Here is a 25802-nt window from a genome sequence, read left to right on the forward strand (position 1 = left end):
TAAGCTGCAGGGTTGCTATCAAGCATACTATGCCTCGTAGATAAATAATATTTCTCTAAATAATGATGTGCGTGTTGGTTCTTTGTCAACCTTAGGGTGAAGAAAAAACGGCCGGGAAAATCCCGGCCGTTTTGCTGATCAGATCAGAAAGTCGTTCGGGCCGTAACCCTTAGGAGCAACCGGTGGTCGCGCCGCAAGAGTCGCATTTCAGGCAGGTGCCGTTACGCACCAGGGTGAAGTTGCCGCAATCGGGGCAACCGTCGCCTTCGTAGCCCTTCATGCGGGCTTCGCGAATTTTGTCCATCTTGTCATCGGTTTTGGCGATGACTTCTTCGCTTGCCGTCAGGATCGCAGAGGTCTGCGGTGCGGACGGGGTCGCGGTGGTTGCGGCACTTGCGGTGGTTTCATGGCTGTGATTGTGGCCATGACCGTCCGTGCCGGTGGACTTGACTTCGACAACGCGTTCTTCGGTCTGGGCGCCGCCATCGACAACATAGAGGTTGCGACGTACGAAGCCGCTTGATGCGACCTTGCGGATGGTTTCGATCGCCTGATCGCCGGCTTTCTGGGCGGTTTCGCCAAGATCACCTTCGGCGACACCTTCGCCAACGGCATCGGGAAGGATGTCGGACGGCTGAACGTGGGCGAGGTCGTTACGGCCAAGGTAAGAGATGGCCAGTTCGCGGAACATGTAATCAAGGATGGAGGTTGCCATCTTGATCGCATCGTTGCCCGAAACCATACCCGACGGTTCAAAACGGGTGAAGGTGAAGGCTTCGACATATTCTTCGAGCGGTACGCCATACTGAAGGCCGATGGAAACCGCGATTGCGAAGTTGTTCATCAGCGAGCGGAAAGCAGCGCCTTCCTTGTGCATGTCGATGAAGATTTCGCCAAGCTTGCCGTCTTCATATTCACCGGTGCGCAGGTAAACCTTGTGACCGCCAACGGTGGCCTTCTGGGTGTAACCCTTGCGGCGACCCGGAAGCGAGCGACGCTCGCCGCGGATGACGCGTTCGATGATTTTTTCAACGATCTGTTCAGACACGGCCGTTGCCTTGGCAGCGGTCGGCTGATCGGCGTAATCGTCTTCTTCAACCAGGGCAGCGTTGAGCGGCTGGCTGAGTTTCGAGCCATCACGATACAGGGCGTTGGCTTTCAGACCCAGGCGCCAGGACAGCATATAGGCGTCCTTGCAATCCTGAATGTTAGCACTGCTCGGCATGTTGATGGTTTTGGAAATCGCACCCGAGATGAACGGCTGGGCTGCTGCCATCATGCGGATGTGGCTTTCAGCCGACAGGTAACGCTTGCCGATACGGCCGCACGGGTTTGCACAATCAAAGACCGGAAGGTCTTCGTCACGCAGATGCGGGGCACCTTCAAGGGTCATCGAACCGCAAACATAGGTGTTGGCTGCTTCGATCTGTTTCTTGTCGAAACCAAGAGCGGCAAGCATGTCAAAGTCCATCGAGTTGATGGCTTTGGCATCAAGGCCCAGGGTGTTGACGCAGAAATCATCGCCAAAGGTGTATTTGTTAAAGACGAACTTGATGTCGAATGCGTTTTTAAGTGCACCTTCAACCTTGGCAATGGCGTCGTCATCGAAGCCCTTGGCACGCAGATCGTCATGGGAGACGGCAGGCGAACCAACGAGGGTTCCGTGACCAACCGCGTATTTTTCAATGTCGCGGATCTGGTTTTCGGTATAGCCAAGGGTTGCAAGCGCAACCGGAACGGTGCGGTTGATGATCTTGAAGTAACCGCCGCCAGCAAGCTTTTTGAACTTCACAAGGGCGAAGTCCGGCTCGATCCCGGTGGTGTCGCAATCCATGACCAGACCGATGGTGCCGGTCGGCGCAATAACGGTGGTCTGGGCGTTGCGGTAACCGTGCTTTTCACCCAGTTCCAGTGCCTTGTCCCATGCAGCACGCGCTGCAACCGGAAGATCGGCATAGGGGCTGTCAGCAGCAACCAGCGGAACCGGATTGATTGACAGGCCTTCGTAGCCTTCCTGTTCGCCATAAGCCGCACGGCGATGGTTGCGCATGACGCGCAGCATTTCATCGGCATTGTCGGCATAGCCCGGGAACGGACCCTGTTCGCCAGCCATTTCGGCCGAGGTCGCATAGGAAATACCACACATGATCGCGGTCAGGGACGCGCCAATCGCACGGCCTTCGTCGCTGTCATAAGGGATGCCCATGCTCATCAGCAGGCCGCCAATGTTGGCATAGCCAAGGCCAAGGGTACGGTAACGATAGGACAGTTCGGCAATACGGTCGGACGGGAACTGTGCCATCAGAACCGAGATCTCCAGAACCACAGTCCACAGACGAACGGCATGTTCGTAGGCCTCGATATCAACGCCGCCATCATCGGAACGGAAGTTCATCAGGTTGAGCGATGCGAGGTTACATGCGGTGTCATCAAGGAACATGTATTCCGAGCACGGGTTGGACGCATTGATGCGACCCGAATTCGGGCAGGTGTGCCATTCGTTAATGGTGGTGTCGTACTGGATGCCCGGATCGGCACAGGCCCAGGCTGCTTCGCCAACCTTGTCCCACAATTCGCGGGCAGAGATGGTTTTTGCGACCTTGCCGTCGATACGACGGATCAGGTTCCAGTCACCGTTATCAAGAACAGCCTGAAGGAAGTCGTTCGATACACGAACAGAGTTGTTCGAGTTCTGACCCGAAACGGTCAGATATGCTTCGGAATCCCAGTCAGTGTCATAGGTCTTGAAGCTGATTTCGGTGAAGCCTTGACGGGCGAATTCGATGATCTTGTTGATATAGGAATCCGGGATCATCACAGCGCGAGCAGCAAGCACAGCTTCTTTGAGCTGCGGGTTGGCGCGCGGAATGAAACGGTCTTCCGAATCAGCGGCACCGTCCCAGTTGGTGCAGGCCGCAAGAACCGCGGTCAGGTGCTTCTCAGCAAGTTTGGAGCCAGCAACAAGGGCGGCAACTTTCTGTTCTTCGACGACTTTCCAGTCGATATATTCTTCGATATCCGGATGGTCGATATCAACCACGACCATTTTGGCCGCACGGCGGGTGGTGCCGCCCGACTTGATCGCGCCAGCAGCACGGTCACCGATTTTCAGGAAGCTCATCAGGCCCGAAGAACGACCGCCACCCGACAGGGTTTCGCCCGCACCGCGAACGTTCGAGAAGTTCGAACCGGTACCCGAACCGAATTTGAACAGACGGGCTTCACGGGTCCACAGATCCATGATGCCGCCTTCATTGACCAGGTCATCGGCAACCGACTGAATGAAGCAGGCATGGGGCTGCGGATGTTCATAGGCACTGGCCGATTTGGTCAGTTCGCCGGTTTTGAAATCAACATAGGAGTGACCCTGTGCCGGGCCGTCAATGCCATAGGCCCAATGCAGACCAGTGTTGAACCACTGCGGAGAGTTCGGCGCACCCATCTGGTGGGAGAGCTGATAACGCATTTCATCAAAGAAGGCCAGCGCGTCAGATTCGGCGTCAAAATAGCCGCCTTTCCAACCCCAATAGGTCCAGGTGCCGGCAAGGCGATCAAAGACCTGGGTCGCGCTGGTTTCGCTGGTATAGCGTTTTTCAGCCGGCATTTTGTCAAGCTTGGCGGTGTCGGCAGTCTTGCGCCACAGCCAGGACGGGACGTCCTTTTCCTTGACCGGTTTGAGGGCAACCGGAACACCGGCCTTGCGGAAATATTTCTGAGCCAGAACGTCACTCGCCACCTGTGACCAGGAAGCGGGCATGTCGATGTCATTCATCGCAAAAACAACGGAACCATCCGGGTTTTTGATGACAGAAGATGACTTACGAAACTCGATGTCGGCGTAAGGGCTGACACCGTCCTGAGTGAACTTTCTGGTAATCCGCATGGTCTGCTCCGGTTTTGATCAGACGTGAGGGGGCGCTATCTGGTAATGCGCCAACATCGCCTGACTTTATATAGTTTGCTCATCGCTCTTGCGCTGCCCCAATACCCGATATTTTCCGGTGTTTTTGGCGCCTCGCATCTATCTGAATTCGGTGGTGTGGTCCCCCCTTGGAACCATCCGGTCCGTGGGGAAGACTATAATGGCAAAATTTCGCCACAGTCCACTAATCTTTGTGGTTGACAGCAATTTTTACCACAACATGTAGTGGGTCGGTTGCTGTCTTGCTGATTCGATGCTGGTGGGATTCGTGTTAACAATCTCTGAATCAGGGCTAAGGGCCTGTAAAACTGCGGTTTCTGTTACCGCGAGATTGTGTGCCTGTCCTAAGACTCGGACTAGATGTTGTGTGGGAAGGATCGGTTTTCCCGAACACGAACCCAAGCTAACGCTGTTTGCGTTTCATTTCCAGTGCGAAGCTGAAAATGTGCCGTAACAATGATGTTCTTAGCACATGCGGCAATGATAACAGTTTGATATTTATATTAAAGTATTGATTTTATCGCAGGCGCAAATCCGCAGATATCAGCCAACAGCCCATACCATATATATGTGTGTGATTGTGGATAACCGGGTGGACAGACGCCCCAGATATATGCGGATCAATGAGTCGTCGCACTACAAGCAGTTGTGGGTTGTTTTGAACCGATAAATGGCACTGTCGCGGCGCGCTGGTTCAGGTCGGGGTTGAGGCGGCTTGTGGTGACGGGGCGGGCTGTGGGCAAATGTTGTGATTTGGGGCGGGTCGATGTCCTTGAAACATTGACTTTCAAACCGCATCACGACATATAAGTCACTTGTTCGACAGGGTTCACACCGCATGACCCCTGTTCCGCCGGTTTCAGTCTGGCGGACAAACCAAATCTGGAGAGAGACCCAACATGGCCACCGTCGGCACCCGTATTTATACTGCGCTGTTTGGCAAGCGCGTTGGCGAAGACCGTTTCGGCAATGTCTATTACACCGAAAAGACTCCGGCCAAGGGCCGCCGCACCAAGCGCTGGGTGATCTACAAGGGCGTTGACGAAGGATCGAAAGTTCCGGCCGAATGGCATGCATGGCTGCATTATACCCTTGATGCGCCGCTGTCGGAAAAGGCCGAGGACCGTTATGACTGGCAGAAAGAGCATCTGCCGAACCTGACCGGGACAAAACACGCATATCGCCCGCAGGGCCACGAATATAGCGGTGGCAAGCGCGCGAAAGCGACCGGCGATTATCAGGCCTGGTCGCCGGAAGGCTGATCAGCCGGAAATTTGAAAATTCAGGCGGGCGCGGGGCAACTCGCGCCCGTTTTTGTTTCGGGGCCTGCTTTTTTGTTTAAGTGGTTCTGTTTTGGGCGGTTGTGTTTTGGCGCTGTGCAATACAATATGCCAATCAAAGAGATACAGATCGGATAAGGTCCATGAGCAACAGACTGATTGAAACCCTTGCAGGTGCTGCGGTGATCGCAGTCGCGATCGGGTTTGCAGCATATTCATACAGCCGTGCGGGGATCGACACGGTAGAAGGGTATGAAATCAAAGCCAGCTTTAACCGTATTGATGGTCTGGTCGTGGGCAACGACGTGCGGATTTCCGGCGTGAAGGTTGGCAGCGTTACCGGACAGGAACTTGATCCCGATACCTATATGGCAGTTGTCAAAATGTCGGTGCGCGCGGACCTGTCGCTGCCGATGGACAGTTCGGCCAAGGTGGCATCGGATGGTCTTTTGGGCGGCAAGTTCGTATCGATCGAGCCGGGCGGGGATATCGACATGATCCAGGCCGGTGGTGAAATCGAATACACGCAAGGGTCGGTCAATCTTGAAGATCTGATTGGTCAGGTTATTTATTCCTCGACCAGTAGCAGCGAATAGGCACAAGCACACCATATTGTGACGGGCTATTGTGACCAGTTCGGGAATGGTGCCCTTGCAACTCGCAGGGCAAGATCAAACCGGTCATGATTTTGCCGGTTTTGCCGGGCAGGGTGCCGGGCAATGGCAGTAAAATGGTCTGCTGTGCAAGAAATGTCGGAGCGTTCGATGAAGAAAACCGAACAGATTGAACATTTTCCAACCTGGCAGGCGACAGACGGGTCGCCTTTGTCCTGCGTGGAAAAGATCAAGGTTTTGAACGACAATTTCGGTGAATTGCGCGAGATGATGCAGGATGCGCTTGAAGATGCGCTTCTGATGGGCTGCGACGAGGAGCAATTCCGCAAGGTGATGCGTGATCTCGTGGCCGAACTGCACAATCCCTATGATACCAGCGACACACAGGACTGAATAACAAGATGAAACGATCTTTTGCGATTGCCGCGATCTGTTCGACATGTGCAATGATCGGAACGGCCTATCCCGCGCTTGATTATCGTCCGGCCCCGGTTGCCCAGCTTCAGGGGCTTGATAAAATTACCGCCCGCATTTCGACTTTTGAAGTGCCGGTCGGGCAGGTCGCCAGTTTCGGCACCCTGTCGATCCGGGTGGATGCCTGTTACCGGACCCCGCCCGAAGAACGTCCGGAAAGCGCGACCTTCCTTGAGATCGCCGATGTGCGCGATGATGGCAATGCGACGCGCCAACAGCTGTTTTCGGGATGGATGTTTGCATCAAGCCCCGGTCTTTCGGCACTTGAACATCCGGTTTACGATGTGTGGCTGAAAGAATGTCTTGATCCGGCGGATGCGGACGACTCCAAACCCGAAGCCGCACAGGGCAAACCGGCCCCCGAGCAACCATAAGATCGCAGCCTTAATATGGCAGCCATACAAGCATGGATGTAAGGCTGTCATCAGCCTTGTGCTCTCGGGCACTCGGGCAGAGGGCCTCTGATCCTGGGTTTTTTCCGTCATCTGTTTGGTGTCTGGCGGTGAATGTTTGATCGTTCACGGAACGGACCCAGTCGTACCATTTTGCCGGAATGCGGGGGCAGGCCGTGACGATATGTGGTTTGCGGGCGGGATTTCGGTTTTTGGCGGTTTTGCGCCGTTTCAGGGGCGCGGATGCCGGGCGAACCAATATTTGATTGTTTGGATGTTGTCCCAAATATGGCAAAAACGCCGGATATTGTTTCCTGAATAGAAAATATATGTTGCCGCAGCACCGGCTTGAGAGCCGGTGGTTTGACTGTCATCCTCATGCCACAAGTTTTGCGACGCAGCATTGCGGATCGCGATCCGAAAATGAGGGAAATAGACAATGTTCAAAGCGATGAAAAAAGCCGGTCTTGCACTGGCACTTGCAACCGGTCTTTCGGCAGCTGCTTTTTCGGCACAGGCGGCAGAAAGCTATAAGCTTGATCCGACCCATACCAGCGTGATCTTTATTGTTAACCATCTTGGTTTTTCGAACTTCCAGGGCCGTTTTGCCGGTGTTTCGGGCGAACTGACCCTTGATCGTGAAAACCCGGCAGCATCGGCTGCGATCATCACGATCGACCTTAACCAGGTTGATAGCGGTGTCGAGGCGCTCGACAATCATATGAAAACCGCCGATTTCCTGAATGTTGAAAAATTCCCGACCGCGACGTTCAAAAGCACCTCGGTCGAGCTGGTTGGCGACAATGCAGCCAAAATCACCGGTGACCTGACCCTGCTTGGCGAAACCAAGCCGCTGGTTCTTGATGTTACCCTGACCGGTGAAGGCGATCATCCGATGACCGGCGATCATGTTGTCGGCTTTGGCGCGACCGGTACCGTGATCCGTTCGGAATATGGCATGAACTTCCTGGTTCCGGGCGTTGGCGATGACGTCAAATTGCAGATTTCTTCGGAATTCCTGAAGCAGAAATAAGCCGACTTTTTTAAAAGAGAATGGCGGGTTTGGCATGATGGCCGGCCTGCCATTTTCGTCTTCTGCGTGGAAGGGGATGGGTATGGCATTGCGTAGTCACCGCAACGGTTTTGGCAGCGTGACCAAAAGCCTGCACTGGATTGTTGCCGCACTGTTTATCGGTGTGTTTGCCATTGGCTGGTATATGGATTTCCTGCCGCTTGGCATGGCCAAACTTGAATGGATGTCACGGCACAAATCGCTTGGTGTGACGATCCTGATGCTTGCGGTTTTGCGGATCATCTGGCGTTTGTCCGAACCGACACCCGCGGCATTGGGCACACATGCGATTGAACGGCTGGCGGCAAAGATCGGGCATCTTGGCCTGTATGGGGTGATGATTGCCATGCCGCTGACTGGCTGGATGATGTCGTCCGCGGCCAATTTCCCGGTCAGTGTTTTCGGACTGTTTACATTGCCAAACCTTGTCGCGCCGGATCAGGGGCTTTTTGAAAGTCTCAGGACTGCGCATTTCGTGTTGTCCTGGGTGATTGTTGCCCTGGTTGGCGGACATGTGTGTGCGGCCCTGAAACATCACTTTATTGATCGCGATGCCACATTGCGCCGGATGCTGCCGGCGTTTGGCGGCAATAACAATGCCGATATCGGCGCCAATACGACTGCCAAGGAGAATTCCTGATGGGTTTGACTTTCAAATCGACACTGATGGGCCCGCTTGCTGCCGCGTTCGTGACATCGCTTATGGTATTTGCCACCCCGGCAAAGGCCGCCGACCAGTGGACTGTTGATGCCAGCCAAAGCACGATTGCCTTTACCGGAACACAGCTTGGCGCGGGGTTTGACGGGGTGTTTGAAGATTTCACCGCAACCATTGCCTTTTCGCCAGACGATCTTGCCGGATCCTCGGTCGAGGTGCTGATTGATATTGCATCGGTCGATACCCAGAATAGTGACCGCGACAGCCAGATCGTGTCGTCCGACTGGTTTGATGCGGCACAATGGCCAACCGCCAAATTTGAAACCAAGTCGTTTTCCGAGATCGAGCCGGGCCGCTATCAGGCGGTCGCCGATCTGACGATCCGCGATGTGACGCGTGAAGTGACCTTGCCATTTGATCTGGTGATTACTGGCGATCAGGCCGAAGCAAAAGGCAGCGTCACCATCGCGCGTACCGATTTTGGCGTCGGGCAGGGCCAGTGGGCCGATACCAGCCAGGTTGGCGATGATGTGACGATCAATATCACGATTGCGGCGTCGAAATAACGCCGCAGACGCCAGCCCCCTGTTATGACGGCCGATGCGGTCGGGGTTGCCGGGGGCAAAGCGTTATGCATCGGGCATCGGGCATCTGGCATCGGGGCTGGCCCGGAACTGCCAATAAAAAATTGCTGATGATGAAGGACGGAAAGGATGCTTTCCGTCCTTTGTTGTTTGTGGCGTTCGGGGGGCTGATGCCAGTGTGAGTTTGCCAGCGTGAACGTGCCAGCGTGCCTGATGCTATGTGCCTGAAGCTTTGTGACGGGGCTGGCACGGGGGTGGCGCGGGGGCTATTTGGCCGGGATCAGCATGGCGCCCAGATGGGCGTGATCACCGTTGAAATAAGTGCCGTCAACCTTGGTCGGGACGCCCGGCACGCTGAGTTCTTCGGTATATTGCCAGAAGCTCCAACTGGCCCATTCCACCGGGATGGTCGGTTGATCAACGCCATATTCGGCAATCCATAGCAGATTGCCGGGAAAATGATCCTTCATGGCATGTTCCCAGAATGTCGGGCCGGTATAGATGATCGGGCGACGGCCATAATGGGTTTCCAGTCTGGTCAGGAAGGTTTCGAACTGTTGATGCAGATCGCCCTTTACCGGCGGTTTGATCCGTTCGATATCAACAACCGGCGGCAGGTCCCCCGGTTCAAGGGTGACGTTTTTGATAAACCAGTCGGCCTGACCGGCACCGTCATCATTGGTTTCATAGAAATGATAGGCCCCGCGCAACAGCCCGGCCTTGCGGGCGGCGGCGAAATGGTCGGTGAAGGTCGGATCAAGATAATCCAGCCCGTCGGTGGCCTTTACAAAGGTGAAGGCAATGCCGTTATTTTGCACCTTCTGCCAGTCGATATCGCCATTGTGATGGGATGTATCAATGCCATGCAGGGACGGGTTCCGGTCTTCGGCGCGAACATCAAGCGGATTGAAAGTCACAAGGAGTGCCGCAATCGCGATGCCCGATAAAACATGGCGAAAAACCGTGTTCAGACTGGTTGAAGGCGTCATGATATTCCGTCCTTCCGATGGCCAAGACCGCATGGCGGCCGGTCGATCAATGAACTGAAGTCGCACTCAGTGTAAATCCAAGACCACAATCAGGCCAGAGCCATATGGCGCATGGGTCGGCAAACTGTTTGACCCAAAGGATGTGATCCGTGTTTTGAAACACGCCCGGAACGTCGGGGGCTTGTCAGGATGACGGGCGGCGATGTTCGGGGCGTGGTTGCGGACGGGGCAGGTTTGGAACGCAGTTTGGGAAGCGGTCCGGAGGGCGGTAGACGGGAGCGGCCGGGCACGTTCCTGAGACGTGGCAAGAGACGGGGCCTGGGACGTGACAAGAGAAGCCGACCAGGGAAGGGGCGATTGAAATGGCCAGAGACACGGCCTGCTAAACGGCCAGGGCAACAGGTCCGGGGGTCGTCCGAAGCGTGATCCGAATTGTCGTCAGAGATGCTGTCGGAGATGCTGTCGGAAATGCGGTCAGACAAGCGGGCCGATACGCACCAAACGGGCGGACAGGAAGACATGCCGGGGAGACAAAAATCCCCCGGTGGCGGGCACCGGGGGATGGAAGTCGGGGCGGAAATATCCGCAGGGATCAAAGCGCGGTTATTTGGTCGCGCTTTGACGCAGATCGGCGAGGAAGTTTTCGACCGCCTGATCAAGCGAGCGGGCTTCATCGACCAGTTTTTCAGCCGAATGGGCCAGCTGGCTGGTGCCGGAAGATACGCGCCCGGCATTGTCATTGACGGTTTCAATGCGCTGGGAGACTTCGGCGGTGCCATCGGCAGCCTGCTGAACGTTGCGCGAAATTTCCCCGATTGCGGCATGCTGTTCTTCCACAGCGGCGGCAATGGCGGTCGAACTGTCGGCAACGCGTGCGATGGTTTCGGAAATCAGACGGATGGCATCAACGGCCTCGCCGGTTTCATTCTGAACCGAGAGGATTTGCTGGTTGATTTCCTCTGTCGCCTTGGCGGTCTGGTTGGCAAGGTTTTTGACCTCGCTTGCGACCACGGCGAAGCCTTTGCCGGCGTCACCGGCACGGGCCGCCTCGATCGTGGCGTTGAGGGCCAGCAGGTTGGTCTGTTCGGCAATGTCGCCGATCAGTTTTGCCACATCCCCGATTTTCTGGGCCGCATCGGCAAGGCCGGTGACGGTTTCGTTGGTGCGTGCAGCCTGTTCATTGGCCTGATTGGCAATGTCTGCCGACTGGGCGATCTGATGGGCGATTTCATCGCTTGATGCGGTCAGTTCCTCGGTCGCGGCCGAGACGGTCTGAACGTTGGTTGACGTCTGGGTCGTGGCAGATGCCACAGCGGCAGACAGCTGGCTGTTGGTGTTGCTGGCTTCCTGCATCGAGGAGGTGGCCTGCTTCATTTCGGCGATCGAGGTCGAGATCGAGCGGATCAGGTTTTTGACGCGCTGTTCAAGGCTGTCGGCCATATCGGTGATGTCCTTGCGGCGCTGTTTGTCCGCCTGGATTTCCAGCTGTTTCTGGCGATCCTGCAATTCGCGATTTTCAAGCGCCTGCTGACGGAAGGACACGACAGTGCGTGCCATGTCGCCGACTTCGTCGCCACGGTCCTGACCTTCGATTTCGCCTTCGAGTTTGCCATTGGCGATTTCAGTCATACGGGTTGAGAGCTTATTCAGGCCAACTGTGATGTTGCGTCCGATCGCAAGAGACAAGGCAATCATCAGGGCAACAACGATCGCAATGAATATCATCACAAAAACGGCCTGTTCCCAGAAGGCGGCATCCACATCGTCAATATAGATCCCGGTGCCGATTGCATCACCCCATGGGAGCATAGCGGAATAGGAAAGCTTTTCGAAAAGTTTCTCCTCTGGCTCGCCGGGTTTTGGCCAGTAATAGGAAAAGAAACCGCCTTCCGGGTTTTGAGCCGCAGCCAAGAGGTCCTGCACGATGAAGTTGCCCGTAGGGTCTTTAACCTGGCTCATATCCGTGCCGTTAAGTGACGGTTTGGCGCCATGTAGCTTATTGATGCCGTTTTTGTCATAGGCAAAGAAATAGCCCGTGCCGTCATCAAACCTTGCCGCGGTGCTCCAGCGATAGAACTCGGTTGTAGCTGCTTCCTGAGTGAGTTCACCACTGTTTACGCGATCCTGATAGGACTGAGCCGCTGTTACCAGCATTGAAACAGTTGTCTGAATTTTGTCTTTGCGGTCTTCGAGCATCCCGCTGCGCAACGTTTGAAGTTCAAGTGCGGCAATCAAAAGCAAAGCGACAAGCGACAGTAGCGACAAGCTTGCAACCTTTTTACCGATCCTGATGTTTTGAAGCATGGTCTGTGTACCCGTTTTCTTGATTGTTTCCGTTTGAGCCACGGCAGGAAGCGATGCCGTTTAGAATTTTATTAATGTTATGGATAGGTTCTTGTCTCGAAAGTATAGGGTGTGGCGCGAAAATGTGCATCAGTTATTTGCGTGCCACGCGGGCTGTATGGTGTTGATCACAGGGGGCTTTGTGCGGCCCGGTTGTTGAAATCACCGGCAAGACCCGTGCGATGACCGGGGATATGTTGGGGCTGTTTTCAATAAAAAAAGCACCTGACTGTCTAACAGCAGGTGCTTTTGCATTTTTTTGTGTTTTGAAGCGGTCTTAGCCGAGATGTTTGCGCAAAAATTCAAGCGCGAGACCCAGACCTTCTTCGTCGATACCATGTTGCAGGTTCGGACGTTCATGCAGGGAAACGTCGATGCCGTTGGCGGCCAATGTATCGCGTGCGATGCGCGATGCCTCGATCGGGACCACCGGATCGGCGGTGCCATGCACCAGCAGGACAGGCGGGCGCGATTTCAGATCGGTGGCAAAGGCGCCATCGCCCAGAAGTGCCCCGGAAAAACCGACCACACCGGCAAGCTGTTTGGCGCGGCGCGGGGCGGTTTGCAGCGACATCATGGTGCCTTGCGAAAAGCCGACCAGTGCGATCCGGTCTTCGCCAATGCCATGGGTTTCCATGACATGGTCAATGAAGTCATTGACGTAGGATGCGCTTTTATTGGCTCCTTCGGCCATGGCGGCAAGGGCACCGGACATGGTTTCGGGCGCACGGCGCAGGAATTCCGGATCATATTCGGCCAGGCTGAACCATTGGCGACCGAAGGGCGACATTTCGCACGGGAACGGCGCATCGGGTGAATAGAAACTGGTGTCGGGCAGGGCGCGCGCCAGATGCGGGGCCAATCCGATCAGGTCGTTGCCATCCGCGCCATATCCGTGCAGCAGGATCACAACGCTTTTGGAGGTTCCCGATGCCGCCGGCAGTGTCGGGCCAGACAATAGATGATCAGTGCTCATAATGACTTTCCTGAAAAATCCTTTTCCCCTGATTAGCAATGCAGACAGCTGACCACCAGTTATTTTTGCGATCCGGCGCGCTGTCGGTCATGTGCAGGGCAAATATCGGGAAATCTTGCGGAATTCTTGGGCATGAAGGGGGCCATGGTCGGGCAACGGGGGGTCGCGGGATAACCGACATATGGCCGGCAGAGGGTATGGCGGAGGAGCCGGAAGGGCGCAAACAGGATGATCCGCGCGGGCCGTCCCGCTTAAAGGTGCGGCAAGTTCGGCAAATTCAGCAAATTCAGCAAGTCAGCGGGGAAAGATGATCACTGTTTTACAAAGGCAGAGCGGATCAAGCCGATCCCGGCTGCTGCGAACAGCCCGGCAACCGCGCCATCGATCCAGCGCCGGGTTTTGCGATAAAGCGCCATCGCCCCCGATGTCGAAAAGACCAGCGCATAGAGCATATAGATCGCAAGGCCCAGCACCATGCAGGTGCCGGTTGCCAGCATCACCTGGGCAACAGACCCGCCATCATCAAGGCCAAGTGCCAGAACCGCCATCCAGGCAATCACGGCCTTGGGGTTGGACAGGTTGAGAACCAGCCCGTGGCGGAAGCCGGGGGGACGCGTTGATTTGGGGGGCACAGACATATCGGCTTTGACCATGGCAGAACGGGCCGACATCCATGCCAGCCACAGAAGATAAGCCCCGCCGACCAGCTTCAGGACCGAGAGTGCGTAGCTTGACGCCTGAAGGATCGCGCCAAGACCGGTTGCCGCCACCAATCCCCAAAAGGCCAGTCCGAGCGCAAGCCCGGCCCCGAAAAACAGGCCCGATTTTCGCCCGGCATGCATCGAGACCGTCGCAACCGCAAGGGTCGCCGGCCCCGGCGATGCCGCGGCGATGAAGAAGGCAATGGCAATGGTCAGAAGGCTGGTGAGTTCAAACATGCCGGTTTCCTTTGTGCTGGCAATAAAGTTGCACGGATCGGAAATTTTGCAAAGGTCGCAAAGGGGGGGCAAAGGCGTGATCACAACGACTGGATGGTTGGAAAAAGATCAAGCTGGTCATGGCAACAGGATGGATGATGACTGGTGATAAGGAACAGGGACCGTTTCGGGACGATCGGGTTTCGCGTGCGCGAACCGGTCGGGATCATCAACCTGTGGATAAGTGTGTGGATGGAAAGGCCGGTATAGGCGAATTTTTATAATTCCACCGCCATTTTTACGATCATCTGAAGAATGATCTATCCGTTGGTATCGGTTTTCGCAAAGTGACCTTTTTTCCAGTGTGGATATTGTGAAACTTTATTTATCATTTAAAATCAAATGGTTGCGTCAATATTTTTATGCATTGGCGAATTTGGTATTCCGAAAATCGCGACGGATGTCACAAAAATGAAATACGATTATTGCAAAATGATAGGTGCAAGGTCGGACAAAATTCAACGATGTGGATTTTTTGCCTGTGGTTGTCATGACAACCCGTCTTTTGTCTTGCCTTAATCTGTGCGACAAGAAATCTTCCGGTTGCCGGCACTGTTCGGCAAAACGCCCCAAATCAAGTCCAATTCCGAGGCCCAGATGAACCGCACGCGCCGCTGGTTCGGCAAGGGGGATCGACGTGTTCTGTCACTGACCCTGCCGATCATTTTGTCCAATGCCACAGTTCCGTTGCTTGGCGCGGTCGATACGGCAGTGGTCGGTCATCTTGACAGCCCGCACTATATTGGTGCGGTTGCGGTCGGGGCGCTGATTTTTTCCTATGTGTTCTGGAGTTTCGGTTTCCTGCGCATGGCGACCACCGGGCTTGCGGCACAGGCCTATGGCCGGCGTGACCCCAACGGGGTGCGGGCGGTGTTTGCGCGCGCGGCCCTGATCGCCATGACTGCCGGGCTTGCGGTGATGATATTGCAATGGCCGATCATCGAGCTTGCGATGTCATTGATTGCGCCAACACCGGCGGTCGAGGCCGCCGCACGGGACTATTTCCATGTGCGGATCTGGGCGTCACCGGCGACATTGATGCAGTATTGCATGCTGGGCTGGTTGCTTGCGATGCGCGACAGCCGGGCGGTGTTCATTTTCCAGGTGGTGCTGAACTCGCTTAACATCGTTCTTGATATCCTGTTTGTGCAAGGGTTCGGCTGGGACGTCAAAGGGGTGGCTGGTGCGACGGTGATTGCCGATTATTCCGGCGTGGTTCTGGGCTGGTTTTTGATGCAGCCGCACCTGAAACGTCTGGGCGGCACATGGCGCGGGATCGGGGTTCTTGATCGGGTGCAGCTTGCCAAGCTGATGAAGATCAATGGTGATATCTTTGTGCGCACCATGGCGCTGACATCGGCCTTTGCGCTGTTTACCAGTTTCTCGGCCCGGTTTGGCGAGGTTACCCTTGCGGCCAATGCGGTGTTGCAGAACTTTTTGATGTTCGGGTCCTTTGCCCTTGATGGGTTTGCCCATGCCGCCGAAACCCTTGTCGGGCAGGCCTATGGGGCGGAGCGACGCAAACAGTTCCTGTGGGCGGTGCGCAAGACCACGATCTGGGGGATTGTATCAGCGGTTTGCATGGCGGCGATCTTTGCCGTGACCGGCCCGTGGATCATTGATGCCCTGACCAGCATCCCCGAGGTGCGCGAGGCATCCTATACCTATTTGCTGTGGGCGGTCATTTTGCCGGTTACCGGGGTTCTGGGCTTTCAGTTTGACGGGGTGTTTCTGGGCGCGATGCAGACCAAGCACTGGCGCAACATGATGCTGGTATCGGTGGGTATTTATGCGCTGATGGCGTGGGGGGCTGTGGCGATGGACAGCAACCATTTGCTATGGGCGGCGTTTAACGCCTTTTTCCTGTTGCGCGGTCTGACACTGGCCGTTCTGTTCCCGACCATTATCCCGGACCGGCGTGTGGCGACGATGCGCGCGTAACGGCGGACATGATGCGCGTACACGGCTGGCGTTTCGACCTTGTGTCTTAAGGCCGGGTGCCCAAGTGCGCAGTGTGTCCGCAGGGCTAAGCTAAAGCTGGGATGTTTTGCGCCCGGAGGCGATGTGCCGGCTTGCGCGGGGATGACGGTGCCGGTTGGAACGGTCCGTCGTTTTTTGCGCCATTGCTTAGATGGCGCAAGCCGCAAATCAGCACTCGCAGGTCAGCAACATCAGATCAGTCGATGTCGGAAACCGGAAGGGTGGTGCTGTTTTTGACTTCATGCAGGGTGAAGCTTGATTTCATGTTGGCAACACCGGGAAGTTTCATCATCACTTCGGACAGGAAGCGCTGATAGGATGCGGGGTCGGGCACGACGATGCGCATCATGTAATCCTGATTGCCGACCATGGCATAGCAATCGACGATTTCCGGATGTTCCTGGACCGCGGTTTCAAAGCGGCGGAGCGATGGTTCGTCATGCTGGGTCAGGGAGACGGTGACAAAGACATTCACGCCAAGATGAAGATGTGCCGGATCAAGCAGGGCAACATATTTGCGGATCACGCCGCTTTCTTCGAGTTTGCGCAAACGCCGCAGACAGGGAGAAACAGACAGGCCGACCTTGTCAGCCAATTCGACCATCGAAATGCGACCGTCTTCCTGAATTTCACGAAGAATTTTGCGATCAATTGCGTCGAATCCGTTGCGCGCCATAGCGTGCCACACTCCTTTGGGTCATAAACAGCGGGCTACAATTTGCCAAATTTCAGGCCCGATGTAAGTATTTTCTGCTGCGCGATAAGCCATGACTTCGGGTTTCTGTCAATGATTGCGTGATCGCGCATCGCATTTTTTACGGGCTGTCTGTGTATATGACATAGGTGAAAGAGCCAAAGCAGCCATCTGCTTGATGCTTGCAAGATCAGATGAATGCAAGTATGTCCTTCAGTTCCTTGAAATGCTTGGCATAGACGGGCCGGGCTGCTCGCAGTTGCAGCGGAACTTATCATTGCCGTGCCCGGTCTGAACAGTATAGTATAATCGTACCAATTTACTTATTTTGATTGTGGTTATTCTCCTGATCCGACGCCGGGAGAGGTTGGCACGGCCAACCACGTTACTGAAAGGCATACAAGGTGGACGCTGCGCAAAATGCACCGGGATATAACCTGGTTACGATTGGCGAGCATAAAATCAATATCCGTCCGGCAGTCCTTGAAGATCTGCCAAATGTTGTCGATCTGGATGACCGGACAACAGGTTTGCGCAAGCCTGATTATTGGGACGATCTGTTTACCCGGTATGGCAACCGCAAGGATTCCCGGTTTTTCCTGATTGCAGAAGAAGGCAGCACGCTTCTGGGCTGTATTTTCGGTGAAGTGCGGTCGTGGGAATTCAATTCCGTGCCGTGTGGCTGGGTCGGTACCGTCAGTGTCGAGCCGGATCTGCGCATGGGCGGGATCGGCACCATTCTTTATAAGGAAATCTGCCGGTGTTTCCGCAAGGCCGGTGTGACCAAGGTCCGCACCATGATCCCGCGCGATGCCACCGACCTGATGTCATTCTTCCGATCCCAGGGCATGATGGCCGGACCGTTCATCCAGCTTGAGACCGATATGGAAGAGGGGGCCTAAGCCATGATGTCCTTGCAAAAGGCAACCTTGTTTGCCCTCTATGCCGTGCTTGAACTGGCCGAAGATACCGACCGTCAGCTTTCGGCGTCCGAAATTGCCGAACGGTACAATATTTCCACCAACCATCTGGCAAAGGTTCTGCGTGATCTTGGCCGGGCGGGGCTTGTTGAATCGGTGCGTGGTGCCGGGGGCGGATATCGTTTTTGTGGCAATGCCAAGCGCACGACGCTTCTTGACGTGGTGCAGCTGTTTGAGGAGGTCGGCACCGGCCCGTCCAACAGCATTGTGCAAAATACCAATGCCGGGGCGGCGCTGTCGCTGGTGATGGACGAGATCGAGGAAATCACCCACGCGACGCTGTTGTCGATCACGATCGAAACCATGCTCAAACTGATGCGCAAGCGTCGCCCGGAAAAGCCGACATCAACCGGATTGTTCCGCGCGGTCTGATTACAGAAGCCGGGCACCGTTTGCAGACAGAAAAAAGGCCGTCAGAATGTTCTGACGGCCTTTTGTTTGGGGATGTCGCAAGCCTAGCCTTCGCTGGTGGCCGGGGCAGCGGGTTCTGCTGCTGGCGCGGTGCTTTCGGCGGTGTCGCTGCTGGCGGCCTTGGGGGCTGCTTTTTTGCGCGGACGACGCGGGCTGCGTTTCTTTTCCGCGGTCTTGGCCGGGGCCGGTGCGACATCTGCTTCGACCGGGGTTTCGGTCTTGGCGTCAGCTTTGGCCTCTGCCGGGGCGTCGATTGGTGCATCAACCGCGGTTGGTGCAGCTTCTTCTGCCGGCTTGTCATCGGTTTTCTTTTTCGCACTACGACGCGGCGATTTGGCGCGCGTGGTCTTTTCCGACTTGGCGTCAGACTTGGCGGCCGATTTCGTCGCGGTTTTGCGTTTGGTGGTCTTTTTCGGTGCTTCTTCTTCTGCCTCAGGCTTTTTGCCAAGGCTTGAAGCCGGAACCGCCGTCAACAGGAAGGACGGAACATGATCGCCAAAACCGATGACCGGCTTGTCATCGCGGTCATCGCGATCGCGCCGGTGGTTGCGGTTATTGTTGCGATCATTGCGGTCACTGCGATCGTTTCGGTCATTGCGATCAAATCGCTCATTGCTGCCCCGGGTGTCGCGGGCAGGGGCCTTGTTCTGATCGGCATCCTTGGCGGCGGCGGGCTGGGCCGTGGTTTCCGGCTGTGCCTTGGCGGTGTCGCCATTGCCACGGTCATTTGATTTCGCCGAACGGGCCGGTTTGTCATCACGCGTATTGGACTTGCGGCTTTTCTTGTTACGCCGTTTTTTGCCGGTAAAGTCCAGCTCAAGCGTTTCAATGCCATCAAGTTCGGTCAGCGGAATGTCTTTGTTGATCGTCTTGTGGATGGCTGCGACCAGTTTGCCGTCTTCGGGCACTGCAAGGGTGAAGGCCTTGCCATCGCGGCCCGCACGACCGGTACGGCCGGTACGGTGGACGTAATCTTCGGCGTTGAACGGAACGTCGAAGTTAAAGACGTGCGAAACATCGGCGATATCGATCCCGCGCGCAGCAACGTCAGAGCAGACCAGCAGGGTGATCTCGCCCGATTTGAACTTTGCCAGCGTTTCGGTACGTTCGCTTTGTGCCATGTCGCCATGCATGCGCCCGGCATTGAAGCCGTGCTTGGTCAGCGACTTGTAAAGGATATCAACGTCTTTTTTGCGGTTGCAGAACACAAAGGCGTTTTTGACATTTTCCTGGCGGATCAGCTGACGAAGTGCTTCGCGCTTGTCAAAGTCATCAAGGACCAGAAGTTTGTGTTCAACCGTTGCAGCCATGCTGGATGGCGGGGCGACGGTGATTTCCTTGGGATTGGACAGGAACTTGTCGGCAAGGCGACGGATTTCCTTGGGCATGGTCGCCGAGAAGAAAAGCGTCTGGCGCTGCTTGGGCAGCATATTGACGATCTTTTCGATGTCGGGGATGAAGCCCATGTCGAGCATACGGTCGGCTTCGTCAATCACCAGCAATTTGCAGTCAGACAGAAGCAGCTTGCCACGTTCAAAGGTATCGATCAGGCGGCCCGGCGTCGCGATGATGACATCTGCGCCCTTTTCCAGGATTTTGCCCTGTTCGGCGGCGGACTCGCCCCCGATGATCAATGCCTTCGACAGGGACATGTATTTGCCATAGGTGTCGAAGTTTGCCGCAACCTGGGTCGCAAGTTCGCGGGTCGGTTCCAGAATGATGGAACGCGGCATACGCATACGCGCGCGGCCGTGATGCAGGATATCAAGCATCGGCAGGGTGAAGCTGGCCGTTTTACCCGTGCCCGTCTGTGCACAGCCCAGAATGTCGCGTGCCATCAGCACCGACGGGATAGCTTGAGCCTGGATCGGGGTTGGGGTGTCGTAGCCGGCGTCTGCAACGGCTTTGAGGATATCTTCGCTCAGACCGAGATCGGCGAAATTCATATGGTTCGTTTTCCCGCAATAGAATGCGTTAAGTGAAGCGGATATGCAAAAATCAGTTTGGGTCGTAAAGCTAACCCTGAATTAAGTCAAGAAAAACGCCGCAAAATTCGCTTCGAAAACCGATAAACACCCTGTTGAGAGGCTTGTTTGCAACAATTTGGCAGCGTAACCTGTCAAAATAACAATCACACATGGGAGAAAAGCCGTGCTGATGGATGCGACACGCGCAAGTTTGCTGGTTATCGATGTTCAGGAAAAGCTTTATCCGGCTTGTCATGAGCCCGAACAGATCATTGCCAATTGCTGTTTCCTGATCAAATGTGCCAACCGGCTTGGCGTGCCCGTGATCGTCACCGAACAATATCCCAAGGGGCTTGGCCATACGGCGAAGCCCATTCTGGACCTGGTGGAAAAACCCGGTGATGTTGCCGATGGCGGCAATGTGGTTGCCAAGGTGGCGTTTTCGGCAATCCCGGCAGACGGCTTTATCGAAAAAATGGAAGAAAATCCGGGCCGTGACCAGGTGGTGGTGATCGGCATGGAAACCCATGTTTGTGTGCTTCAGACGGTGCTGGAGCTTCTTGAACGCGGACGCGAGGTCTATGTGGTTGCCGATGCGGTGACATCGCGCAGCACCCAGGACAAGATTTTCGGGCTTGAACGCATGCGCGATGCCGGGGCAAAGATCGTGACCCGCGAAAGCGTGATGTTCGAATGGCTGCGCGTTGCCGGCACCCCGGAATTCAAGGAATTGAGTGCGCTGATCAAATGACATCCGGACCAGATCAGGATTGCGGGCACGCCGGCATGGATGGCGTGCCCGTTGTGTTTTTGTCAGGAATGCTGGCCGATCAGCGGATGTGGGAACCGGCAATTGCGGCCTATGGCCAGGTTGAAATGGACGGCAAACCTGCGATCCGTCCGGTTCATTTCGATCTGTTTGATCAGGACAGTGTGGCGGCGATGGCGCGTGCGGTTCTTGATGCCGCGCCAGCCCGGTTTGCGCTGGTGGGGATGTCGATGGGCGGCTATGTCGCCTTTGAAATCCTGCGTCAGGCAGCAGCACGCGTCAGTCATCTGATGCTGGTTAATACCCGGGCAACAGCCGATACAGAGGCAGTCAAACGCCGTCGTGTCCTTCTTGCCCGGATTGCCGGGCGCGCGCAGCATTTTGTCGGGATCAATGACACGTTGCTTGACGAGATGATCCATCCCGATAATCGCAGCAATGACGCCTTGATCCGGCTTCTGGGCGATATGGCCGAGCAGGCCGGTGCGGAGGTCTTTCTGCGTCAAAGCATTGCCGTTGCCCATCGTCCCGACAGTCAGGGGACGCTTGCCAGGATTGATATCCCGTGCTGTGTGATGTCGGGCGAAGCCGATCAGGTGATCAGCCCGGAAAGCCACCGGGATATGGCCAACTTGATTGCTGGCGCACATTATCACGAGGTCGCCGGGGCAGGGCATTATGTACCGCTTGAACAGCCCGCGATTTTTGCCCGTGCTTTGATTGACCTTCTTTTACGGTAGGGCGGCATTTTTATATGTTACGAGCAACCCATTCTTCGAGCGTTGCCCGGATCGACTGATCGGCTGGCTGTTCACGGGTGAAAGCCCACCATATATGTGCCCCTTGCCATATGCTGGCCATTTGCCAGCCAAGCTTTTTTCCCTCTTCGGGGTGGTCTGACAGGCGGCGGCCAAGGATTGCGGCAAGGTGATGTCCCCAAGCCGCGCCGCGTGCGCGAAGTTGCGGGTTGCAAATGTCTTCATGCAGAACCAGCAAGCCGTTGGTGCTGTCCCGGTCTGCCGTTTCCGGGGGCATCAGGCGCAGCAGAATTTCGATTGCGCCATTCGGATCAAGTGCTTCTTCCTGATCCGCAACATGCGTTTCAGCATCTAGGCGGTCCCAAGCCCGGAGCAATGTTGCAACGAGCAGAGCATCACGCGTGCCATAGCGTTGCACAAGTGTCGCCGGTGAGAGACCGCAGGCTTTTGATGCCCGGGCAAATGTCAGGTTTGACGGTCCGGTTTCAAGCACGGTTTCAAAGATGGTGTCGAGCACCTGATCGTCGGGAATTGTCTTGTTTCTTGCCATGATTATTTATAAACGTATATTCATTTATAAATCAATGGAGATTTGGTCATGGCAAGAATTCTTGGGTATATCGCAACCAGTCTTGACGGGATGATCGCGGACAGAAATGACAATCTCGATTGGTTGTTTGCATATGACGGGATGGATCTTGGTGAATACGATTACAACAAGTTCATCAAGCGCATTCAAACCCTGGTGATGGGGCGGGCAACCTACGACTTTGTTGCAAGCCAACCATCGGAATGGCCTTATCACGGAAAGCGGGTAATTGTTGTTACATCCCGTCCGATTGATAATCCTGTCGCGGATATTGACGTGCGAAGTGACGTTGACGCATTGATTGCCGAACTTCGTGCTTTTGATGATGGGGATGTCTGGATGCTGGGCGGTGGAAAGCTGCAAATGGCGTTCATAGAACGAGGTGCGCTTGACGAAATTGAAATTTACGTCATGCCCGAAATTCTGGGTGGGGGAAAACCGCTTTTCCCCCAGACCGGTTTTCGCAGCAGTCCGACATTGATCAGTACGCAAATGCTTGATCGCGGATGCGTGCGTTTGCATTACCGGTTCTCGCCAACATGTTGATCGCTGACTGATCGTTTAGGCAGCCCGGATCAGCAAACCGTCTGGAACGGGCTGCAGAAACGGTCATCGTCATTGTTGCGGATATGGCGCGGGAACAGTTGGTAGCTTAGCGTGTCGGCATTGGCAAACAGCTGGCTTTCAAAGTTTTCAGGCACAAAACGTGCCCGGGTTTCAGAGATGACATTATCGCCGGAGCAAAAGCCGAACCGCACGATCAGGCGATCAGAAATGTGTTCCATGCCGCCGGTTTGCGGGTTGGTGCAGATCGCATCGCCAAAGGTGTTTTGTGACGGGTTGACCACAGCCACCAACCGGTTTTCCGGTTTGATTGTTTCATTTGCCGCAATGTCGGCGGGATCGGTGACAAAGCGCAGACGCGGCGCAAAGCCGTGATTGGAAAGCGCATCGGTCCATGTTTTGGCCGGAAGGCTGTTGGCCGGATCAACGATTTCAAGCAGCATGACCTGACTTGGGGCGCCGGTGGTCTTGAAGCTTTGGACTTCGGTGACCTTGTAATTGGGCGCTTCGATCAGGGCGGCACTGCACCCGCCAAGCAAAAGCAACGCCGTGCCGGTTACAATCGGCAAAAAACGGGAAAATGCGCGCATGTTCATTGGACAAGTCCTTTGACAGCTTATCGGGCAAGATAGCCTATCACATTGCAGGCGTGATCACCCGGTCTGAAAGATATGACGGTCATTAAGGCGCGCTTTTGCGGCGATGCTGTGGCGGGACCAATAAAAAACCCGGCACACTGGCCGGGTTTTTCGCAATCGGTTTGCCGATCAGACGTCGATATCTTCGACGAAGCGGGCATGTTCCTGAATGAACTGGAAACGCAGTTCCGGTTTCTTGCCCATCAGGCGGGTGACCAGGTCCTTGGTCTGGCCGCGTTCATCGGGTTCGGCCGCATCGGGCAGGGTGACACGCAGCAATGTCCGCTTTTTATGCGCCATCGTGGTTTCACGCAGCTGTTGCGGGGGCATTTCACCCAGACCCTTAAATCGGGAAATCTCGACCTTGTTCGGGTTCTTGAACTCGGTGCTCAGGATGACTTCCTTTTCGGCGTCATCCATCGCATAGATCGATTTGCCACCCTGGGTCAGACGATAAAGCGGCGGCATCGCCAGATAGAGATGGCCGCTTTCGATCAGACCGGGCATTTCCTGATAGAAGAAGGTCATCAGAAGCGATGCGATATGCGCACCATCGACGTCAGCATCGGTCATGATGATGATGCGTTCGTAACGCAGGTCATTGAGGCGGAAATCGGACCCGGAACCGCAGCCAAAGGCTTCGATCATGTCCTTGATTTCCTGGTTGGCCATCATCTTTTCACGGGTGGCCGAGGCCACGTTCAGGATTTTACCGCGCAGCGGCAGGACGGCCTGGGTTTCACGGTCACGGGCCTGCTTGGCAGAACCACCTGCCGAGTCACCCTCGACCAGGAAGATTTCAGTGCCAGCGGCAATTGAGCGCGAGCAGTCGGCAAGTTTACCCGGAAGACGCAGGCGGCGGGTCGCCGACTGACGCTTGGTTTCCTTTTTCTCCTTGCGGCGCTGACGTTCCTCGGCGCGCAGGATGATGCGTTCGAGCAGACGCTTGGCGTTTTCGGTGTCCCCTGTCAGCCAGTGGTCGAAATGGTCGCGGACTGCGGTTTCAACCAGTTTGGTGGCATTCTGGGTGCCGAGCTTTTCCTTGGTCTGACCCTGGAACTGCGGATCGGGAATAAAGACCGACAGCATGATGCAGCCGCCGCCAAACACGTCTTCGGCGGTGATGGCTGCGGCCTTTTTCTGACCGACCATGTCACCATAGGCTTTGATTGCCTTGGTCAGGGCATAGCGGAAACCGGCTTCGTGCGTGCCGCCAAGCGGGGTCGGGACGGTGTTACAGTATGAATGGAAATAGCCTTCGCCGCTTTCGGGCCAGCCGATTGCCCATTCAACGCGACCGGGACTGTCGGAAAACTTGGCTTCGCCGGCGAACGGGCGTTCGGTGACGAGTTCGCGGCCCTCAAGCGTCATTTCCAGATAGTCGAGAATCCCGTTCGGGAATTTCAGGACTTCCTGCTGCGGGGTCGGGTCATCACTTGTCAAAAGCGACGGATCAACCGACCAGCGGATTTCAACGCCCTTATAGAGATAGGCCTTGGACCGCGCCATGCGGAAAATGGTGCCCGGTTTGAGTTTGGCGCGGGCGCCAAAAATCTCGGGATCGGGTTTGAAAATGACCGTGGTGCCGCGGCGGTTATTGATCGCACCGCCATCCTGAAGCGGCATTTGCGGCACACCGCGCGAATATTCCTGGAATACCATTTTGCGATCGCGGCAGACCTCGACCCGGAATTTTTCGGTCAGGGCGTTCACGACAGACATCCCCACACCGTGCAAACCGCCCGATGTCTCATAGGCCTTGCCCGAAAACTTACCACCCGAATGCAGGGTGGTCAGAATGACTTCAAGGGCGGATTTGTCGGGGAATTTCGGATGCGGATCGGTCGGAATACCGCGGCCGTTATCGCGGACAAGTACTGTATTGTCCGGTTTCAGTTCCAGTTCGATCCAGTCCGCGTGGCCAGCGACCGCTTCGTCCATGGAGTTATCCAGGATCTCTGCGACCAGATGGTGCAGGGCCGCATCATCGGTGCCGCCGATATACATACCGGGGCGGCGACGCACAGGCTCCAGGCCTTCGAGAACCTCGATGTCCTTGGCGGAATAGGCTTTGTCTGTGGATTGGTTTGAATCTTCAAAAAGGTCGGTCATGCCCCGGAACGCAACTTCTTTTATTGTGTTAAAACAAGGTCCAACAACGCATATCTGTT

The 25802-nt window shown here is 55.5% G+C and carries 23 protein-coding genes and 1 pseudogene; 13 read left to right on the forward strand and 11 right to left on the reverse strand.

Features of this window, described 5'->3' with window-relative positions; translation table 11 throughout:
• Window positions 1-169: 169 nt before the first annotated feature.
• Complete coding sequence (locus M9H61_RS02155; protein ID WP_250283118.1) at window positions 170-3883, reverse strand: vitamin B12-dependent ribonucleotide reductase; 3714 nt, start codon at window positions 3881-3883, stop codon at window positions 170-172.
• A 938-nt stretch (window positions 3884-4821) separates the two neighbouring features.
• Between M9H61_RS02155 and M9H61_RS02160 the strand changes: the two genes are divergently transcribed.
• From M9H61_RS02160 to M9H61_RS02175, 4 genes are all read left to right on the forward strand, one after another.
• Entirely contained in the window at window positions 4822-5184 is a 363-nt protein-coding gene (locus M9H61_RS02160; RefSeq protein WP_068518051.1) for an NADH:ubiquinone oxidoreductase subunit NDUFA12, read from the forward strand.
• A 161-nt stretch (window positions 5185-5345) separates the two neighbouring features.
• Window positions 5346-5798, forward strand: coding sequence for an outer membrane lipid asymmetry maintenance protein MlaD (mlaD, locus tag M9H61_RS02165; protein ID WP_068518050.1), 453 nt, complete (start codon window positions 5346-5348; stop codon window positions 5796-5798).
• Between the two features lie 123 nt (window positions 5799-5921).
• Window positions 5922-6209, forward strand: a complete 288-nt coding sequence (locus tag M9H61_RS02170; protein WP_371922201.1) for a hypothetical protein — start codon at window positions 5922-5924, stop codon at window positions 6207-6209.
• Window positions 6210-6217: 8 nt separating this feature from the next.
• Window positions 6218-6664, forward strand: a complete 447-nt coding sequence (locus M9H61_RS02175; RefSeq protein ID WP_250283119.1) for a DUF2155 domain-containing protein — start codon at window positions 6218-6220, stop codon at window positions 6662-6664.
• Window positions 6665-6771: 107 nt separating this feature from the next.
• Here the strand turns inward: M9H61_RS02175 and M9H61_RS02180 are convergent, their stop codons facing one another.
• Complete coding sequence (locus tag M9H61_RS02180) at window positions 6772-7086, reverse strand: hypothetical protein (protein WP_250283121.1); 315 nt, start codon at window positions 7084-7086, stop codon at window positions 6772-6774.
• Between the two features lie 35 nt (window positions 7087-7121).
• On the opposite strand from M9H61_RS02180, the gene M9H61_RS02185 reads away from it, so the two are divergent.
• The 3 genes from M9H61_RS02185 to M9H61_RS02195 all read left to right on the forward strand — a co-directional run bounded on the left by M9H61_RS02185 (window position 7122) and on the right by M9H61_RS02195 (window position 8978).
• Window positions 7122-7715, forward strand: coding sequence for a YceI family protein (locus tag M9H61_RS02185; RefSeq protein WP_250283123.1), 594 nt, complete (start codon window positions 7122-7124; stop codon window positions 7713-7715).
• An 82-nt stretch (window positions 7716-7797) separates the two neighbouring features.
• Window positions 7798-8394 carry a cytochrome b gene (locus M9H61_RS02190; RefSeq protein WP_250283125.1) on the forward strand — a complete coding sequence of 199 codons (597 nt, stop codon included), beginning with the start codon at window positions 7798-7800 and terminating at the stop codon, window positions 8392-8394.
• Window positions 8394-8978 carry a YceI family protein gene (locus tag M9H61_RS02195; RefSeq protein ID WP_250283126.1) on the forward strand — a complete coding sequence of 195 codons (585 nt, stop codon included), beginning with the start codon at window positions 8394-8396 and terminating at the stop codon, window positions 8976-8978. Before M9H61_RS02190 ends, M9H61_RS02195 begins: the two co-directional genes overlap by 1 nt.
• Window positions 8979-9262: 284 nt before the next feature.
• Here M9H61_RS02195 and M9H61_RS02200 read toward each other — a convergent pair whose 3' ends face one another.
• The 4 genes from M9H61_RS02200 to M9H61_RS02215 all read right to left on the reverse strand — a co-directional run bounded on the left by M9H61_RS02200 (window position 9263) and on the right by M9H61_RS02215 (window position 14242).
• Window positions 9263-9985 carry a glycoside hydrolase family 25 protein gene (locus M9H61_RS02200; RefSeq protein WP_250283128.1) on the reverse strand — a complete coding sequence of 241 codons (723 nt, stop codon included), beginning with the start codon at window positions 9983-9985 and terminating at the stop codon, window positions 9263-9265.
• 603 nt (window positions 9986-10588) lie between these two features.
• Window positions 10589-12289 carry a methyl-accepting chemotaxis protein gene (locus tag M9H61_RS02205; RefSeq protein WP_250283130.1) on the reverse strand — a complete coding sequence of 567 codons (1701 nt, stop codon included), beginning with the start codon at window positions 12287-12289 and terminating at the stop codon, window positions 10589-10591.
• A 316-nt stretch (window positions 12290-12605) separates the two neighbouring features.
• On the reverse strand, window positions 12606-13304 hold the full coding sequence (locus M9H61_RS02210) for an alpha/beta hydrolase (protein ID WP_250283132.1): 699 nt from the start codon (window positions 13302-13304) through the stop codon (window positions 12606-12608).
• A 311-nt stretch (window positions 13305-13615) separates the two neighbouring features.
• Window positions 13616-14242, reverse strand: coding sequence for a LysE family translocator (locus M9H61_RS02215; protein ID WP_250283134.1), 627 nt, complete (start codon window positions 14240-14242; stop codon window positions 13616-13618).
• A 636-nt stretch (window positions 14243-14878) separates the two neighbouring features.
• Between M9H61_RS02215 and M9H61_RS02220 the strand changes: the two genes are divergently transcribed.
• Window positions 14879-16222 carry an MATE family efflux transporter gene (locus M9H61_RS02220; RefSeq protein WP_101246418.1) on the forward strand — a complete coding sequence of 448 codons (1344 nt, stop codon included), beginning with the start codon at window positions 14879-14881 and terminating at the stop codon, window positions 16220-16222.
• Window positions 16223-16457: 235 nt separating this feature from the next.
• Here M9H61_RS02220 and M9H61_RS02225 read toward each other — a convergent pair whose 3' ends face one another.
• The gene (locus tag M9H61_RS02225; protein WP_068518426.1) at window positions 16458-16937 is read right to left on the reverse strand and encodes an Lrp/AsnC family transcriptional regulator; all 480 of its coding nucleotides are present in this window, start codon (window positions 16935-16937) and stop codon (window positions 16458-16460) included.
• Between the two features lie 422 nt (window positions 16938-17359).
• On the opposite strand from M9H61_RS02225, the gene M9H61_RS02230 reads away from it, so the two are divergent.
• Complete coding sequence (locus tag M9H61_RS02230; RefSeq protein ID WP_082817773.1) at window positions 17360-17857, forward strand: GNAT family N-acetyltransferase; 498 nt, start codon at window positions 17360-17362, stop codon at window positions 17855-17857.
• A gap of 3 nt (window positions 17858-17860) precedes the next feature.
• The gene (locus M9H61_RS02235; RefSeq protein WP_068518425.1) at window positions 17861-18307 is read left to right on the forward strand and encodes an Rrf2 family transcriptional regulator; all 447 of its coding nucleotides are present in this window, start codon (window positions 17861-17863) and stop codon (window positions 18305-18307) included.
• 83 nt (window positions 18308-18390) lie between these two features.
• Here the strand turns inward: M9H61_RS02235 and M9H61_RS02240 are convergent, their stop codons facing one another.
• Entirely contained in the window at window positions 18391-20292 is a 1902-nt protein-coding gene (locus M9H61_RS02240; protein ID WP_250283137.1) for a DEAD/DEAH box helicase, read from the reverse strand.
• A gap of 211 nt (window positions 20293-20503) precedes the next feature.
• Here M9H61_RS02240 and M9H61_RS02245 point away from each other — a divergent pair, with 211 nt between their 5' ends.
• The gene (locus M9H61_RS02245; RefSeq protein ID WP_250283139.1) at window positions 20504-21064 is read left to right on the forward strand and encodes a hydrolase; all 561 of its coding nucleotides are present in this window, start codon (window positions 20504-20506) and stop codon (window positions 21062-21064) included.
• Window positions 21061-21822: an alpha/beta fold hydrolase gene (locus M9H61_RS02250; RefSeq protein ID WP_250283141.1), complete on the forward strand. Its 762-nt coding sequence runs from the start codon at window positions 21061-21063 to the stop codon at window positions 21820-21822. Before M9H61_RS02245 ends, M9H61_RS02250 begins: the two co-directional genes overlap by 4 nt.
• Before the next feature lie 10 nt (window positions 21823-21832).
• On the opposite strand, the gene M9H61_RS02255 is transcribed toward M9H61_RS02250, so the two are convergent.
• Window positions 21833-22390, reverse strand: a complete 558-nt coding sequence (locus M9H61_RS02255) for a TetR/AcrR family transcriptional regulator (protein WP_114112555.1) — start codon at window positions 22388-22390, stop codon at window positions 21833-21835.
• A gap of 90 nt (window positions 22391-22480) precedes the next feature.
• Here M9H61_RS02255 and M9H61_RS02260 point away from each other — a divergent pair.
• Window positions 22481-22861, forward strand: a pseudogene (locus M9H61_RS02260) (dihydrofolate reductase family protein); the annotation flags it as partial.
• A gap of 143 nt (window positions 22862-23004) precedes the next feature.
• Here the strand turns inward: M9H61_RS02260 and M9H61_RS02265 are convergent.
• Window positions 23005-23589, reverse strand: a complete 585-nt coding sequence (locus tag M9H61_RS02265; protein WP_250283144.1) for a hypothetical protein — start codon at window positions 23587-23589, stop codon at window positions 23005-23007.
• Between the two features lie 171 nt (window positions 23590-23760).
• Window positions 23761-25743: a DNA topoisomerase IV subunit B gene (gene parE / locus M9H61_RS02270; RefSeq protein ID WP_101245992.1), complete on the reverse strand. Its 1983-nt coding sequence runs from the start codon at window positions 25741-25743 to the stop codon at window positions 23761-23763.
• Between the last annotated feature and the right edge of the window lie 59 nt (window positions 25744-25802).

This window comes from Thalassospira sp. GO-4, from assembly GCF_023588965.1.
Lineage (GTDB): Bacteria > Pseudomonadota > Alphaproteobacteria > Rhodospirillales > Thalassospiraceae > Thalassospira > Thalassospira povalilytica.

Bases quoted from the DNA above. Each gene is read 5' to 3' on its own strand.
- M9H61_RS02195 (WP_250283126.1), top strand. From the start codon at position 8,394: ATGGGTTTGACTTTCAAATCGACACTGATGGGCCCGCTTGCTGCCGCG.
- M9H61_RS02240 (WP_250283137.1), bottom strand. From the start codon at position 20,292: ATGAATTTCGCCGATCTCGGTCTGAGCGAAGATATCCTCAAAGCCGTT.
- M9H61_RS02210 (WP_250283132.1), bottom strand. From the start codon at position 13,304: ATGAGCACTGATCATCTATTGTCTGGCCCGACACTGCCGGCGGCATCG.
- M9H61_RS02250 (WP_250283141.1), top strand. From the start codon at position 21,061: ATGACATCCGGACCAGATCAGGATTGCGGGCACGCCGGCATGGATGGC.
- M9H61_RS02255 (WP_114112555.1), bottom strand. From the start codon at position 22,390: ATGGCAAGAAACAAGACAATTCCCGACGATCAGGTGCTCGACACCATC.
- M9H61_RS02200 (WP_250283128.1), bottom strand. From the start codon at position 9,985: ATGACGCCTTCAACCAGTCTGAACACGGTTTTTCGCCATGTTTTATCG.
- M9H61_RS02215 (WP_250283134.1), bottom strand. From the start codon at position 14,242: ATGTTTGAACTCACCAGCCTTCTGACCATTGCCATTGCCTTCTTCATC.
- M9H61_RS02155 (WP_250283118.1), bottom strand. From the start codon at position 3,883: ATGCGGATTACCAGAAAGTTCACTCAGGACGGTGTCAGCCCTTACGCC.
- M9H61_RS02265 (WP_250283144.1), bottom strand. From the start codon at position 23,589: ATGAACATGCGCGCATTTTCCCGTTTTTTGCCGATTGTAACCGGCACG.
- mlaD (WP_068518050.1), top strand. From the start codon at position 5,346: ATGAGCAACAGACTGATTGAAACCCTTGCAGGTGCTGCGGTGATCGCA.
- M9H61_RS02205 (WP_250283130.1), bottom strand. From the start codon at position 12,289: ATGCTTCAAAACATCAGGATCGGTAAAAAGGTTGCAAGCTTGTCGCTA.
- parE (WP_101245992.1), bottom strand. From the start codon at position 25,743: ATGACCGACCTTTTTGAAGATTCAAACCAATCCACAGACAAAGCCTAT.
- M9H61_RS02235 (WP_068518425.1), top strand. From the start codon at position 17,861: ATGATGTCCTTGCAAAAGGCAACCTTGTTTGCCCTCTATGCCGTGCTT.
- M9H61_RS02180 (WP_250283121.1), bottom strand. From the start codon at position 7,086: ATGCTGCGTCGCAAAACTTGTGGCATGAGGATGACAGTCAAACCACCG.
- M9H61_RS02170 (WP_371922201.1), top strand. From the start codon at position 5,922: ATGGCAGTAAAATGGTCTGCTGTGCAAGAAATGTCGGAGCGTTCGATG.
- M9H61_RS02245 (WP_250283139.1), top strand. From the start codon at position 20,504: ATGGATGCGACACGCGCAAGTTTGCTGGTTATCGATGTTCAGGAAAAG.
- M9H61_RS02160 (WP_068518051.1), top strand. From the start codon at position 4,822: ATGGCCACCGTCGGCACCCGTATTTATACTGCGCTGTTTGGCAAGCGC.
- M9H61_RS02175 (WP_250283119.1), top strand. From the start codon at position 6,218: ATGAAACGATCTTTTGCGATTGCCGCGATCTGTTCGACATGTGCAATG.
- M9H61_RS02225 (WP_068518426.1), bottom strand. From the start codon at position 16,937: ATGGCGCGCAACGGATTCGACGCAATTGATCGCAAAATTCTTCGTGAA.
- M9H61_RS02220 (WP_101246418.1), top strand. From the start codon at position 14,879: ATGAACCGCACGCGCCGCTGGTTCGGCAAGGGGGATCGACGTGTTCTG.
- M9H61_RS02185 (WP_250283123.1), top strand. From the start codon at position 7,122: ATGTTCAAAGCGATGAAAAAAGCCGGTCTTGCACTGGCACTTGCAACC.
- M9H61_RS02190 (WP_250283125.1), top strand. From the start codon at position 7,798: ATGGCATTGCGTAGTCACCGCAACGGTTTTGGCAGCGTGACCAAAAGC.